Source organism: Membranihabitans marinus, from assembly GCF_019802045.1.
GTDB lineage: Bacteria > Bacteroidota > Bacteroidia > Chitinophagales > Saprospiraceae > Membranihabitans > Membranihabitans marinus_A.
Map to the genome: position 1 here is coordinate 158576 of NZ_JAHVHU010000004.1, position 16010 is coordinate 174585.

At 39.7% G+C, this 16010-nt stretch carries 9 protein-coding genes; 6 read left to right on the forward strand and 3 right to left on the reverse strand.

Annotated elements, in window-relative coordinates; all coding sequences use genetic code 11:
- Window position 1 precedes the first annotated feature (1 nt).
- On the reverse strand, window positions 2–1744 hold the full coding sequence (locus tag KUV50_RS03600) for a GMC oxidoreductase (RefSeq protein WP_222578728.1): 1743 nt from the start codon (window positions 1742–1744) through the stop codon (window positions 2–4).
- An 895-nt stretch (window positions 1745–2639) separates the two neighbouring features.
- On the opposite strand from KUV50_RS03600, the gene KUV50_RS03605 reads away from it, so the two are divergent.
- The 5 genes from KUV50_RS03605 (at window position 2640) to KUV50_RS03625 (ending at window position 8701) form a co-directional block, all read left to right on the forward strand.
- Complete coding sequence (locus KUV50_RS03605) at window positions 2640–3206, forward strand: RNA polymerase sigma factor (RefSeq protein WP_222578729.1); 567 nt, start codon at window positions 2640–2642, stop codon at window positions 3204–3206.
- Between the two features lie 511 nt (window positions 3207–3717).
- Complete coding sequence (locus tag KUV50_RS03610; RefSeq protein ID WP_222578730.1) at window positions 3718–5643, forward strand: ComEC/Rec2 family competence protein; 1926 nt, start codon at window positions 3718–3720, stop codon at window positions 5641–5643.
- A 6-nt stretch (window positions 5644–5649) separates the two neighbouring features.
- Window positions 5650–6348, forward strand: a complete 699-nt coding sequence (locus KUV50_RS03615; RefSeq protein WP_222578731.1) for a ComEA family DNA-binding protein — start codon at window positions 5650–5652, stop codon at window positions 6346–6348.
- Between the two features lie 32 nt (window positions 6349–6380).
- Window positions 6381–8159 (forward strand): ABC transporter ATP-binding protein, encoded by a 1779-nt coding sequence (locus KUV50_RS03620; RefSeq protein WP_222578732.1) that lies wholly within the window; start codon window positions 6381–6383, stop codon window positions 8157–8159.
- A gap of 152 nt (window positions 8160–8311) precedes the next feature.
- A complete protein-coding gene (locus tag KUV50_RS03625) occupies window positions 8312–8701 on the forward strand; it encodes a DUF3276 family protein (RefSeq protein ID WP_315899930.1) in 390 nt (129 codons plus the stop codon).
- A gap of 106 nt (window positions 8702–8807) precedes the next feature.
- On the opposite strand, the gene KUV50_RS03630 is transcribed toward KUV50_RS03625, so the two are convergent.
- Together KUV50_RS03630 and KUV50_RS03635 are read right to left on the reverse strand one after the other, a co-directional pair.
- On the reverse strand, window positions 8808–11510 hold the full coding sequence (locus tag KUV50_RS03630; RefSeq protein ID WP_222578733.1) for a PD-(D/E)XK nuclease family protein: 2703 nt from the start codon (window positions 11508–11510) through the stop codon (window positions 8808–8810).
- Window positions 11511–11535: 25 nt separating this feature from the next.
- Window positions 11536–14766: a UvrD-helicase domain-containing protein gene (locus KUV50_RS03635; RefSeq protein ID WP_222578734.1), complete on the reverse strand. Its 3231-nt coding sequence runs from the start codon at window positions 14764–14766 to the stop codon at window positions 11536–11538.
- A gap of 767 nt (window positions 14767–15533) precedes the next feature.
- Here KUV50_RS03635 and KUV50_RS03640 point away from each other — a divergent pair.
- Entirely contained in the window at window positions 15534–15917 is a 384-nt protein-coding gene (locus KUV50_RS03640) for a hypothetical protein (RefSeq protein WP_222578735.1), read from the forward strand.
- Window positions 15918–16010: the final 93 nt, after the last annotated feature.

A 16010-nucleotide genomic window follows, 5' to 3' on the forward strand; every position in this document is an offset into this window, starting at 1 on the left:
ATTAAATATTCATTTTTTTCAGTTCGTCAATCAGGTAATCGGAAGATCGCCATGCCAGAGCGAGAATGGTCCAGGTTGGGTTTTTGTCGGCTTGAGACACAAATACGCCCCCATCCATGACAAATAAATTGTCCACATCGTGGGTCTGATTGTACTTATTAGTTACTGAGGTATTTTTATCAGTTCCCATTCGGGTCGTTCCCACTTCGTGAATGATCCGGCCGGGGGCTTCCAAACCATAATTTGTATCGGCACCCGGTTTTTCTCCATTTGGAACCGCACCCAAAGCATGGATGATTTCTTCAAAAGTATCCTGCATGTGTTTGGCCTGCATAATTTCATCTTTCGTCCAGTGGTAATTAAACCGAAGGACTGGAATGCCGTATTGATCTACGACATCTGGATCAATTTCACAGTAATTGTCTTTTTGAGGAACCGATTCCCCCCGACCGGCAAAACCAATTCCGGCTCCATAAAATCGCTTTACATCCTCTTTGAATGATAAGCCGTACCCTCCAGCCTTTTTCATTTTTCCATCCTTTCCTGGAATTCTTCCATTCTGATGCTCCATACCGAAACCAACTCCATAACCAGGCATATACATTCCACCACCATATTCAATGTGATAGCCCCTCGTAAACTCGAGGTCTTTTTTATCATTTAACCACCAGGGCGTATAGATGTGCATTCCACGCGCACCGTCTTCATTGTATCGGGTCCTGTCCAGAAGTTCAGGTAATATAGCACTTCGAGAGGCACCGGTGGAATCGTGTAGGTAATGGCCCAGTACACCGCTGGAATTCCCGATGCCATTGGGGTGGCGATCTGATTTAGAATTGAGCATAATACGTGCGGTACCGCAGGCACTGGCCGCCAGGACTACAACCTTGGATTTTATCTGATACTCCTGCCGATCCTGTCTGCTAATGTAGGAAACACCGGTGGCCCTGCCGTTCTCATCGGTCAGCACTTCCCGTACCATCGCATCCACATACAAATCCATATTCCCCGTTTCACCGGCCGGTTTTACCAATACTGATGAGGAGGAAAAATCTGCATACACGTTGCAAGCCCGGTTGCACTGTTGACAGTAAAAACAAACTCCCCGGCTGTCATTTAACCGTTTGGTAAGGACTGACTTTCGAGCAGGAATCACAGGTATTCCTAGTTTTTTAATTCCTTTTTTGAGGTATAGTTCATGCAGGCGCGGCTTTGGAGGCGGTAGAAAATAACCATCTGGTTCATTGGGTATGTTCTCCCGGGTCCCATAAACCCCTACCAATTTATCTACCTTGTCGTAATAAGGAGCAATATCTTCATATCCAATCGGCCAGTTGTCTCCTTTGCCGTCAAAATCTTTTCGTTTGAAATCCAAGGGTCCAAACCGGAGTGATATACGCCCCCAGTGATTGGTCCTGCCCCCCACCATTCGAGAACGAAACCAGTCAAATTCGGAATCACCTTTTCGGGTGTAAGGTTCGCCATGAATCTCCCAACCGCCATAGGCCATGTCCATATCCCCAAAACTTCGGGTGGGCGTACTGGCACCGCGCCGTGGTGATTCGTAATTCCATTTTAATTGGGTCTGTGAATCTGGATCTGCCGGATCAAAATCTGGTCCGGCCTCCATCAGGGCAATTTTTAAACCGGCTTCGGCCAGAATTTTGGCAGCCATGCCGCCACCTGCTCCGGATCCGACGATGCAGACATCGTAAACCGGGGATTGTTCTTTAATTTGAAACATATTATGGATCTACTTTAATTGATATTTTTCTACGAGGTGAAAGTAATGGAATATTGACATATCCTTATTATACTATATTGTCTTTTTGTTGTATGAATTGTGGATGAGTAGAAACTCATCTATGGACTCCGGACGATCTTCTGTTGACTAATATCGTAGTGAGCACTTAGCCCGCTTTATCTACCACGTCAATCTATTATGTTCCATAATATGCAGTACATCAATTGCTTAAATTCCAAAAATGGGCCTATTACATGGCCCAAATACGGGGAACTTTTGACTTTTGATTCATACATTTATCCTCGGGACAGAGCCCACCCACAGCCAAGGCGGGGAATGTGGATTGACCACATTCGATCTCGCCCTTGGCGAGATTTTGCTCAGTTATACTGAACTTTCTGTCTCGGCTCGACCGAGACTACATTCGGTCCTATTACGAACTCCTTGAAATAGAATACTATTCTGGCAACTATATGTTTATAGTTTTTTAAATGCAGTTAATGCGTACCCGCCAGAAACATGGATGTTTCGGTTGTCTCGGGCGAGCCGAAACTGCATTCACTCATATCTGCATCTGTCTAACTGCCATTAAAACAATAATCAATGCCAAATAGGAAAATCAAAAGCCATGAATTTTACGGATTAGGAAAATGCATAGCCAGGTGACTCATACATCTCAGTTATTTCCTTGTGTTGAATATTTGTTCGAAATGCCGTGCTCAAATGAGGGATCTGAGTGGATCGTTTTATCACATATTAGTAAAACGAAGCACAGAGTACTTTAAGTTAAAGCGCAAATCTGAATAAACGCATAAAACAATCTTAAATATTCGTAACTAATCCTAATAATATATTTATATTGGCTCAATACAGCAAAAAGACACTTCTTCATCCCATGGAAAATAATGCGGACCAGTACAAAGATGCGGAAACCTTGTTTCACCAATACAACGACAAAGTATTTGGATATATCCTAAATAATGTCAAAGATTATGCGCTCGCAAAAGATATTACACAAGATGTATTTCTAAAAGTTTGTATGAATGAAACTCGCATTCAAGACATCCATGATGTAAGTAATTATATTTTTCTGATTACCCGGAACACGTTGATTGATCACTTTAGAAAAGCTGCCCACGAGACGAAATATAGAGAGACCCTCAAAGAGCGATGGATGAATCCCATACAGCGGATGATGGATGAAAAACATTACGGCCACGTATTGGATGCTGCGTTGTGTAAGTTATCAGATCGCCAGAAAGAAATTTATGTTCAACACAGGAAAGAAGGTAAACCTCTAAAAACAATAGCGCGAGAAATGAATATTTCATTTTTTACGGCAAAGAACCATCTGGCTGAAGCACGTAAAAATTTACGAACCTTGATTGATCCGGATGTGCTGTATATTGGATTAGTAATTACGTCATGGAGCATAATCGAATTAATATCTTTCATCCTTTAATTGTCTCAAAACACAAAAGCTCATTCTGTTAGAACTGGTATTTTACTGTGAGTTTTACCGTAAAATGTAGTATTGGTATTTCAAGGTGCTAAAGATGGTTATAATGCATGAGGTATAAAAAGGAGGTATCGCCTGAACTGCAAAGAGCAATTGTATCGAATACAATCAAAGAATAATGCGGATTTTATGCAGTAAACCTAAACTCAAATGTATCTACTCATCTGTCTAAAAATATGATATGTTGAATGGAACCAGCTGGCACTCTGATTCCTCTCCGGCCGGATGGGTTGGAAAACTTTATTATACAATATCATATGTTTCTACCTCTCTGCTATACTGTCAATTACAGTACTCAAGATTAAATTTGATCAGCATGAATCATCGGTAATCCGCTTTTTGATAAAATAATAAACATCAGGGAGTTACATCATCGTTATTAATAAATTTGTCTTATAGGGTATAAAGTAGTATCTTATATGCCCTTTTTGTTTTGATGTAAATTTTTCAGGGTATGAACTTTGAATCATTAAAAATACAATCCCTGATCTGGCCGGTATTATTCTTTATCGGAGGAATATCTATGGTTTATGCTTCTACTTCGTACATCAATATAGGGCTTCAGATTTTATTAGTTGTGGTATTTTTCAGCAGTTTGGTAAATTTGAAATCAAAGTATTGTACACCCTATCTAGGCTGGATTGTGGCAAGTCTCTTGCTCTTTTATGGATCTGGTATTTTACTTAGTAAGTTTCATCAGAGAGAGTTTGTACGTTCCGCAGATCTACTGGATACCACATCATCTTCTGTGGGGACGGTTTTTAGCGTACAGCACTATGAAAATATGGACCGGTTGCAGATCCGTGTGCAAAACAACCATTGGTGGAAACCTCCGCACTACTATAATATAAATTTACTTGATAAAAACCACTCGATTCATAAAGGGCAGGTCATTGCATTAAATCGCCCCTTGAAACCCATTGAATCATCAAACATACCTTATGCGTTTGATGCAAAAAAGTATTGGCACCTTCAAAACACCAGCCATGAATTATTTCTCTACAGATCAACCGATCTGATAATTATTCGGGACGTGCCTCAATCCTTTTTTTTCCGTCTAAGACAAACTACTGCTGAAAAAATTGATCACCTTTATCAAAATAGTTCGCAGGCTGCAATTCTAAAAGCGCTGTTGTTGGGACAAAAAGAAAATGTTTCCTCAAAAACAAAAGAAGTTTTTAAGCGTGCCGGATTAATGCACATTCTGGCCGTCTCAGGTCTGCACGTGGGTATTGTCAGCGTTCTTTTATTTATCCTATTATTACCGGTTAAGCTACTTCTACCCCGCTCTCCCTTCCATTATCTTTTCGTGCTGATGACTTTATGGGCCTATGCAGCTTTGACTGGTATGAATACACCGGTCGTCCGTGCCGTCATTCTGACTACTTTTTATCTTACGGCACGAAGGATTAATCGACAAGTAAATCCGTGGAACGTCTATTTCTGGGCAGTTTTACTTGTACTAGTCATTCACCCAAACGCTTTTTTTACAGTTAGCTTTCAATTATCCTTTGGAGCCGTCGCTTCTATATTGTTATTTTTCAAAACTTTTAAAATGTGGGTTCGCCCATTCTTTGGAGACAATTATTTCACAGGGCTCGTTGCTGTCTCGCTGTCCGCTCAGGCAGGTATCATCCCCTTGCTTTTAATTCATTTTCAGGAAATTTCGTTGCTGAGTACTCTTTCCAGCTTTTTAATCATCCCGTTATTATTTCCTTTAATCTTTATCAGCGCGCTGTCAATTATATTACCTGCCTCTTGGAATTGGTTCACGGATGCCCTGGTGTTTTTTAGTAGTCAAATTCTGAAGTTGATTATGGATCTATCTGAAGTTCTGGCTGCCTGGTCCTTTTCTTCGGTTTTGCTGGTCTGGAATGATCTGACCATTGCCCTGATAGTAGTTATCCTACTTCTCATTGGATTGAGCCTGGAATTAAGGGAATTGGAACGATGGGTAAAATATGCCACATTTGTGTTGGTGGTACTTGCAGCTTCAAATGAGGCATTCAATATTTATCAAAAACGTTCCTCCCCGGTATTAGTTCGGCATCCGTATAAAAATGAACCGGTTTCTGAAATCTATTTTCAGGGAATTTGCTACACCAGCTTTATAGATAATGTACCCCCGCATTTAGTTCGAATGCGGCATAAATATTATGTAAAAAAGAAAGTTCTTATGTCCGGCGTAAAGGATTGGGATGCTTTATATGGGACATTGTGGAGAATGCATCAATCAGCAAAATATCCCCAAAGTGCCCATTTACTAGTATTGGATTACATTGAAGATCACACTTTTGCGATAGACCTATCGATCTCTTCGAAGTCATACAGTCATTGGCCATTTGGGGAACAATTACCGGCACCAGAACCTCAAAATTGATGGATTTTGAATAAGAAAGACACATATCGGAATTATTTTATATGGGGTGCATTGATTTTATTTTATATCGTCTTTTATCTGCTCCAAAACTATGCATGGATCGACGAAATCGAGTTATCTGGCCAAGAATCCATAATCACTTCAAAGTTTCAGCCCCCTACTACTGTATTTTCCACCGATACAAACTATCGTTTTGAACCAGAAAGAAAGTCAAGTGGATCTGCTGAGATTCCGACCGATCAAAAAGTGCATCGCGATAAAGATCACTCATTCCACAAATCACACCAATCTACTCAATCCAATGTGATCATTTCGATAAATCAAGCCAGCCGGGAACAATGGGAATCACTTTACAATATCGGTCCGTATCGAGCGGAAAAAATAATTAAATTCAGAAATGCCCTAGGGGGGTTCTATTCTGTTGATCAGGTTGGCGAAACGTATGCTGTACCAGATAGCGTATTTCAGCAGATCAAGCCATTCCTCCGAGTTGACAGTAACTTCCACCACCTGGAAATAAACCAGGTGGTCTACGACAGTCTCTATCCTCATCCCTATATCACAAAACAAATGGCTTATTATATTGCAAAACAGCGAAAAACGAAATTATTCCGGAATATGGAGGAGCTCTATGAGATAATACCCGAAAAAGATCATGAAAGGTTAAAAAAACTTGAACCATATCTCTATTTTAGCATTAGATAGCCTTCATTCTCTATTTTTGCTAAAAATTCCAATTGGGCGACTTAAAGAGTTTAAATAAATACTTGTGGCGATACCGGGGTCGATTGGCTCTGGGTATCCTATTTGTTATACTCTCCAATCTGTTTGCCGTGGTCCAGCCAAAAATGATCAGCCAGGCGCTGGATTTGGTTCTGCAAGATATACAGTCGATTCAGATGGCTTCGGGCTTTGAATCCAGAAATGATATCATTTCAAATTTAGCTTCGAACCTGTTGACGTACGGAATACTCGTGATCTGTTTTGCATTACTGATGGGGATTTTTATGTATTTCACTCGACAGACTATTATTGTTGTTTCCCGATTGATCGAGTATGATCTTCGCAGAGATATTTACCACCACTACTCTACGCTTTCCCAAAATTTTTATAGAAAATCACGCATTGGTGATTTAATGAATCGGATCATGGAAGATGTCTCTAAAGTACGAATGTATTTGGGGCCAGCAGTGTTGTACAGCATAAACCTGGCTTCACTGACCATTCTCGTGGTTACTTCAATGGTTGAAGTCAGTCCGCAGTTGAGCTTATATACCCTAATTCCGTTGCCGTTTCTTTCGATTTCCATTTATTATGTCAGTAGTCTGATTCATCGTAAAAGTACGATGATCCAGCAACAGTTGTCAATGCTAACGAGTTTGTCACAAGAAATCTATTCAGGAATCCGAGTGGTCAAGTCATTTGTGAAGGAAAAACAGATGAGTGGGTACTTTACTGAGAATTGTGACGATTATAAGGATAAGTCCATGGCACTGGTCCAGGTGAATGCTTTTTTTCAACCCTTGATGATATTGATCGTGGGTATCAGTACGATTGCGGTAATATATTTTGGTGGATTACAAATTAACAGCGGAGCAATTTCCGCGGGAACCTTAGTTGAATTTATCATCTATGTTAATATGTTGACATGGCCGGTGACATCCATGGGGTGGATTGCGTCGATTATTCAGCAAGCAGCTGCATCGCAGCGTCGTATTGATGAGTTTTTCGATCATCAACCCGCCATTCCCAACGGTGATATAGGACAAATCTCCTTCTCGGAGTCGATCGAATTCAAAAATGTTTCATTTGTATATCCGGATACCGGTATAAAAGCTCTGGATAATGTGTCATTTAAGATCCATAAGGGAGATAAAATAGCCATAATCGGTAAGACAGGTAGCGGAAAAACAACTATTGCTGAAATGCTATTGCGTACTTTTGATCCCACGAGTGGTGAAATAATGGTGGATGGCATTAATTTGAAAAAACTCGATCTTGCTGTCTGGCGAGAATTGGTCGGCTATGTGCCGCAGGATAATTTTCTATTTTCTGATACCATCGAAAATAACATTCGTTTTGGACGGGACCAGGCTACTGAACAAGAAATTGAAACAGCAGCAGCTAAATCGATGATACATAAAGAAATATCGGAACTTCCGAAAGCGTATCAAACTCGAATTGGTGAACGGGGAGTTTCACTTTCTGGCGGACAAAAGCAAAGAGCATCCATCGCCCGTGCACTCATCAAAGATCCTGAAATAATAATTTTGGATGACGCTTTAAGCGCCGTTGATGCCAATACAGAACAGGAAATATCTTCTGTCCTGGATAAGGAATTTAATGGAAGAACATTGTTCAATATTACCCATCGACTAAACCCTTCCACTCAATATGATCAAATCATCGTACTCCAAAGAGGTCAGATCGCTGCAATAGGTCAGCATGAAACACTCTATTATTCGAATAAATTTTATCGATATCTCATGGATCATGCTGTTCTTGAATCATCTTAGAATGTGAATAGGGATCGATTGGCCTTCTTAAAACTATGAGATATAAGATTTTGATGGGATCCACTTGCTAATATCGCAGAAAAATATTCATTTTATGGCTAATATTTTTAGATTTGCATGACTAGTTTAATAAATCTAAAATAAAACGAATTGTGGAAAAAGGAAAATCAGGTCATCTCGACAATGTGTTCTCACAGAAAGTAAATGCAGGAAAGCGAAGAACGTACTTCTTCGATGTCAAAGAAACACAAGGAGAAGATTTTTACGTGACCATAACAGAAAGCACGCGTCGCTCTGATGGGAATGGGTATAATCGTCATAAAATTTTCTTGTACAAAGAAGACTTCAATCGGTTTCAGGAAGGGTTGGATAATGCGATCAATCACATTAAAACAGAGCTACTTCCTGATTATGATTATGAAGAATTTGATCGAAAGCATGAAGAGTGGGAAAAAGAAAACAAGGATAATGAATCTCACGAAGATGGTGAAACATCTACGGATTCATTTTCTCCTGATTCGGCAGATGAAATGGAGTGGTAATTATAGAATCCTTCGATTTCTATAATGAGTAAGTTCAAAGACCGTTTTTTAGTTCAGAGAACATAATTCACTGATTTTAAAAAACGGTTTTGGATTGTTGTATACCTCATTCACCTTGTCGTTCACAAAAAATGTTGAAAGCACAATACGTACATCGACTGGTGTTCTCTGTTTGAGTAAATGGCACCTGGGGGTCTACCATTTCATCAATGATCTGAATTAATACTTCTTCAAAAGTATCTAAATCGGTTTCATGGTGAATGGCTTGGCGTTTGGACATCAACGGGACATACATTTTTCTGTCTTTTAGGGTATAATGGCCTACTTCAAAACTGGCAGACTTCAAATCCTCTCGTAATAAAAAAGCATAGAAAAGAACCTGCCAATTGTGCGACGGGTTTCTTTCTTCCAACAGCTTTGCCAATGGCTTATCTACCAGCTTGCTTTGTCCTGTTTTGTAATCGATGATTCTGTATCGATTATTAATCCGGTCCAGGCGGTCAATTTTGCCTGTTAATCGAACATTTTTAATTTTTTCTGTGGAAACACTATTTTCCAGTGTGGCTTCGAGTTTCTCAATTGTTAATCCTTTTAATTTCCGGTCGTACGCAATAAATTTACGAACCGCCCGGATAATTATTTCTTTTTCGATCCAGTGAATACCTATTTTTAGAGAATCAGGTCTGTCCTGGGGATAAAGCTCTTGGTATTGGTCTTCGGTCAGAGTCTCGATTTGCTCTTCAATCTTTTTAAAGTCTGAAACAGTAATGTTTTTATTTTGATACGGTTTGTATAACTCATTCATGATATCATGAATAACTGATCCCATATCGCTAAAATCAAGACCGGCACGGGGTGTGTCATCTTCTCTGATGCGTAAGATATACCGTAAGAAAAATTGGAATGAACAACTGATATAACTCATTAAAGCCGTGGGAGAAAGTCCTTTATTTTGAAGGTAATCATGCAGCCGGGTTTCATAATCATGGGTAAGTAGAATTTCTTTCGAGCCTGCCTCAAATCCAGAAAGATCAAGATCTAGAAATTTTTCGTGATACGGAATATTGACTCCGCCGTGTTTCAATTGATAAATGTACCGGCTTATCCCTTTGGCTCCCAATAGGTCATCATTCTGACTATACAACAAATCAACTTTTTTAGCCTGAGCAATAGCTGACCATATGTAGTAAGATTGGGTTGCGTGCAGGTCGGAGACGGATTCCAATCCATAGAGTTTTCTTAATGAATATGGAATCATCGACTTCAATTTACCACTTGGCAATATTTCTTCATTCATGCCGGGAATGATCAGTGTGTCAAAGGTTAGATTCTGGACTTCCTGAACGCCCAGGACCTGGATGCCTTCCATAGGCTCCCCACGAAACGGAACAGATGCACCTTGCATCATTTCATACACAATTCGTTTTAGAAAAATAAATGAAACATCTGCAGCGATGGGACTGAGCACGTCGTTCAGCCGAATTAAACGTCCTTTCATGTAGCGAAGCACTTCACGATGAAAAACATCAGGCTGAACATTAATGAGACGGTCGATGATATGAATCAATCGATCAAGCGCTTCTGCCGGAGTTCCCAATGGCGCGTATATCTCTGCAAGCTCCTTGTGAGACGCCATTAGATCGTCTGAAGTGAAATACAATTGTCTGGTATCGGGGAGAGAAAGATTAAGCGTCCGAATATAATTTGAAATGTACAAGTGGGACCAGATCAGATCAAGATCAGTCCGGTGCATGATTCTTTCCTCCTCCATTTTTTCCCATAGAGTCAGAATCCACTCCACCAAGGTCCGTGCAGGACTGTAAATCAATGGGTATCCAAGCGATATGTTTACTTTGTCCAGGCTGTCCGGAAAAGATTTTAAGAACAAATCAATCAGGACCGGATGAGGTAGTAAAACAGCTGTTTTTTCAGCTTTGTCTTTTGAAGCTTCCAATATTTGACTAATGGTTTTTATTTGTGGCACCATCCCACTGGTGTTGATGATTTGAGTGTCGGGGGATTGAAAGTCAATCATTGTTAAATCCAAATTTTGACCGAAATGCTCAGCCCAGGTGACCACTTTTTTACCGGCATCCAAACCGGGCGCTGTCAACAATGGTGATATATTCCAATAAAATTCAACCTGAGCACCTGACCTCAAGAATTCCAGTATCCCAACTTCGGCCTTTGTCAGACTGCTAAATCCAATAACGTGAATATGGGTAAAATCATTAAAATGATGGTTAGCCAAGTTTTGTACTATTTCCCGGTAAGCATGACCTTTGGTGGTTAGATTTTGGTGGCGTAATGTACTCATGAAACGAGTATATAAACTATGAAGTTTGTTCCAATTCACGATCCACTTCTCCTTGAGCGCTGTGTCCTTCATCTCCTGCCAAATGGATGTATGTTGCTCTTGTGTGCTGATGTATTGCCAGGCTGAAGCGTGTTCCCATATCTGGTCCGGATCGATTAACTCCAGATCAATTTGTTCAAAATCATTAATGATAACTTGAGCCAATGGATAGAACAACTCAAAGCTATCCGCGGTAAAGCCGACCTGTCTGGCAGAAAGGTACAGTTCATAAGCAGCGGTAATAGGATCTGCCAGAATTACGTCCGATTGATCCAGTATCCATTGTTCCAGGGTCAGGCATTCGGGAACCCATATGTTTTGACCCGCCGCCTCCGTAATAGCTCGTTTGAAGTACAACATGGATCTTCTGGAAGGAAAGAGGAACAAATGTTCACTCACTTGTTCATTGTATTGCTTCCATATTTGTAGCGCTGTGTTTTCTATAAAACCCATAATTCAGTTTAAATTGTGGTCATATTTATTCTACCTCCACGAGTTCGGGGGTGAACAAATAATAAATGAATGCACGAACCGGGAGAGCAACCATGTCTTTCAAGATCGTTTTGTAGTTTTTTAATTGCCGATGATGTTCCGGTTTCGGGACCCCTGATTTATAATCGATAATTACATACTCTTTCCCATTTTCTTGAACCCGGTCCGGACGAAACTCTCCCCCACCATGAACCATGATGGATTTTTCATTGTACACTTTCCAGGATTCATCAAAGAAATTCTTGACCGGATCAAATTCTACAATGCCCCTCAATTTAGCAGACCATTCTTCCCGATCCTGATTGCGTATATCTCCAGCCAAGACCGCTTTGGATATGGCGATTTGTATTTCCGAATGGTATTTTAATCCTTCAAGCATGTTGTGGATGATTAATCCCTGCCCTACCGATTCATTTTCAGAACCGTCAAAGCTGGGTCTCAGGTGCAACGACAAAGGTTTTTGTCGAATATTGTAGACCTGAAGTGGCACATTTTGAGACTGCGATTCAACTGATGAAGGAACTGTTTTGATGGGTTTAGTTCCTTTTGATATTTTACCATGTGTCATATCCGGATGGGATAAAAGAAACAAATCAAGCGTGTTTGTGATTGGTTTGTTGAATTTACCAAGGGTTGAATTTGATTTCTTTTTATCACTTTTTTCTTGTTCCTGTAACCGGATATAAAGTTGTTGTCGGGGCCTTGTCATCGCTACATAGAGCAAATTGAGGTTGTCCACAACCACCCGCAAATACTCGATCATTAAGGCATAATCAAAATTGGATAAAAACAGATCATTCTTATAACTGACCGGTAAAGGACCGGCTAACTTCAATAAACTGTCTTGTTGATCATTGACCCACAGAATATTTTGTTTACCCCGAGACTCGAAGTCCCAATCTCCAAATGGTATCAGAACCACATCAAATTCCAATCCTTTGGATTTATGTATGGTATAAAGACGGATTTTCTCAATGTCATCTGACATTTTTATTTTAACCGTTCGTATACGTTGATCCCAGTCTTCTAAAAATAAGGGAATATCGGGTCCGTGTTGAAGTTCAAATTTCTTTACTTCTTCGATAAATGACAGTAGAAATGCCCATTGACCTTTTATGTCGTTCAAATTTGTACGCTCAATCAAAGTTTCAAAAAATATAGATAGTTGTTCAATTCCATCTTGCTGGAAAATGACATTTTGAAGAATCTCAATTTCATCAGAATTCTCGGGCAAAGCATTGACCCAGGCTGGATTTTTCAAATTTAACTGGCGTAGTTTCAGGTAATAATTGGCAAAAACCATTTTATTGATTTTAACATCGATACCTGTCTTGATTTTTAAACCCGCGATTAAGAGTTGTACACCATCAGACAAATCCAGTCTTAATGAGTCTTCCGAAGAAAAACGAAAAAGTGGATTTTCTTCAGACCATCTGGTCAGGTTTTCTGAAATCTGAGTCAGTTCTTTACGACCTCGGGCCAGGATGCCAATATCCGCTCCTTGAAATCCGTCGCTAAACAGACTTTCAAGGGTATCTTTTAACCACGTCATTCGTTCTTCCTGAAGTTCTGTTCTATCTGTCCCTTTTTTATAAGTCCAATAATCGATTTCTACGTATCCATTTTGGTTCCTGTTTATATCCGGAACCTTTTGGAAGGTGCTCCCATATATTTTTCGAGGAGCATCTGCCAATAGCTCCATATTTCGGAAGACTTCCGTAAGATAATCCGGAATTGACTTTGTCGAAAATATCGTTGACTGAAATTCGGACAATATATTACTCAGGTTGCCGGATAATTCGGTGAAAAATGAGTTGTTGAAATTTACTATTTCAGGACTACTCCGCCAATTGTACTCCAGGTCTTCAAAAAGTTCCGTGTTGTCGCCCGACCATTCTTTTTTAAATGCCGGAACCTGAATTTCCATAATCTCCCAATTTCCGTTTCGAAAACGATAGATGGCCTGTTTAACATCCCCCACTACCAAGTTCGGGTGTCCTTCTGCCATATTGTTGCTGACGAGGGGTTTGAGATTGTTCCACTGGATCTGTGAAGTATCCTGAAATTCGTCTATCATGACTGCATGTAAGCGCTGCCCGAGTTTTTCATAGACGACCATAGAATCTTCAGAGGAAATGTTTTGACTAATCTTAAAATTTATGTCTGATAAAAAGATAAGTCGTTGTTCCTGAACGTACTTATTGACAGCCCTATCCAAAAACCGAAGAACCCGGTAAGCTGCGTAGTTGTCGATAACCAGGGAATATGTCGCATATAAGCGATAGTTCTTTTCAACAAATTCAATAAATTCTTGACCCAGTGTCATAAGTTCTTCCATGATGGGAGCAACTTTCACCATCATAAGGTCCTTTTCCTTTGAAGTAAACCATTGATCTGGATTTGAAAGACGTTGAAAAGAAGCCAGACCATATAGGTCCAGAACATCAGTTTTGTTCAGAATGCTTTTTGTGAAATTCCTGTAGAAATCAGTATGTTGCATTCCACCTACCGTCAAAAGCTGAGAAAGCTTGTCCTGATATTCCTGAAAAGTGGCCTGCATATATTCCAATGTCTGGGCCAAAGCTTTGTGAAAATCTTTGACTGGTATGACGTAAGATGTTTTATTGCGCAACTGAAGGTATTCATCGTTAAATAGCTCATTTCCCAGTTTTTGAATGTCGTACTTTAAATTAACACCACCTCCCTCTTTGACTTTTTCTTCAAGTAAATCTAGCACCACTCCTTGTAATTCTTGATCGGCCTGAGCAGCTTCTAACAGTCTGTCTGTGGCATATTGCAATGCTTTGTCTTGATCAAAAGTAATGTCCCGAGGTGGGTCACCGAAAAGATCGAGTGTCATAGAACCGTACAACCGTGTAAAAAAACTATCGATGGTTGTGATCGTAAATAAGTCAAACTCTTTCAAAATCCGGTTCAAAGTTTGTTGACTTTTTCTTTGAATTTCTGACAAAGACATGCCCAGGTCGCTGGACAATTTATCGATGCCGGAGTACGCCTTAGGATCTTTTGATAGCGTATCCAACAATTCGATAATCCGGTCTTTCATCTCTCCGCTGGCTTTGTTTGTGAATGTGATGGCAAGAATATTTGCAAAATCAAGCGCATTATTCTTGTCCAGACAATATCGAATATAGGATTCGGTTAGCGAATAGGTTTTACCGGAACCCGCCGATGCTTTGAGTATTCGAAGTGACATAAGGTAATTTTTAAGATGTGGTCTCTGTTCTGAGGATTAGTGGTTCATTTATAGAGTATTCAGTGAAAACTATATGTTGATTATTTTATCTTGTATTTGGACTGTGCTTACCGTTCCCATGAAAAGGTTCAAGAGCTGGTCTTTTCTTTTAATCTCGTAAATTTTCAGAAAATATTGATCAACTTTCATTTTGTATTTTTTAACATCGATGGTTTTCCACCTGCTGGTATTTCCAATTTTGATTTCACCGTTTGTTCCCGGAGTTTATTCCGTTTTTTACTGGTAACTTTAGATTGGTTTCTATTATTCCAATTCCTCCTAGTTTCTTCTCTGTCATTCTGAGGTTTTCTGAACCAAGTTTTTTTATTCTGTCGTTTGTCATTTTCTTAACGGGCTAGCTCATTGCTCAAATTGACGCCACTTTGGATCTGTTCACGCGTTTCAGAAATTGTAAATATCTGATCGCCATTACGTTTATGTATTTCCTGCATTCGTTTTTAAAAAATGAAACACTTCGTCCAATCGCGCTATTTTTTTGATAAATGGGTTTCGTCAATTAATTTTTTTCTAATCTCTGTTGTATTCATAATACTGAAGTTTTATTCAAGGTATTAATTTCTTTTCAAAGGACACCTATTTATAACAATTGTAATTTTAGATCAAGTTCGTTTTTGTGGTGTTTCAACACGTCACCCTTTAGGATAATAAATGTGGTGAATAAAATGGAATACAAAATGCCCCATCGATGTGATAAATTCCTATATTGAATGATCTTGTCCGTAGCAATTCAGGAAACACAAAACCATCGATTGATGATATCCCAGTTTATGACCTTTGTTTATCGATCTTTTGCCATCCTGGTGGTGAGTTCATGCATTTACTCGGTGGCATTTTCTCAGCGTCTGGATTCGTTGGCTTTAAAAGATATTTCGATCTCTTTTTCGGATCAAATCAATGACTTTATTCAATTGCACCCCCGCTCTGTATTGACTTTCCGACCGACTACCAAGACCAATTCTTCCATTATGTTGCCTTCGACCACTATGGATCACACTGCTCCTCTATTCTGCCGGTTGGAGGACAAGATCAATGCTGGAAATAAAATTAAGTGCTTGTTTCGACTTGGTTCTTTATCGATATTTATCAACTAAAGATGCTTTACCGGAAATACGTAAAATCTTTAATTGCCCCAGAAAAATGATACAACCGGCCCGAATAGCTGAAAATTGTGCTTGTCAAATAGG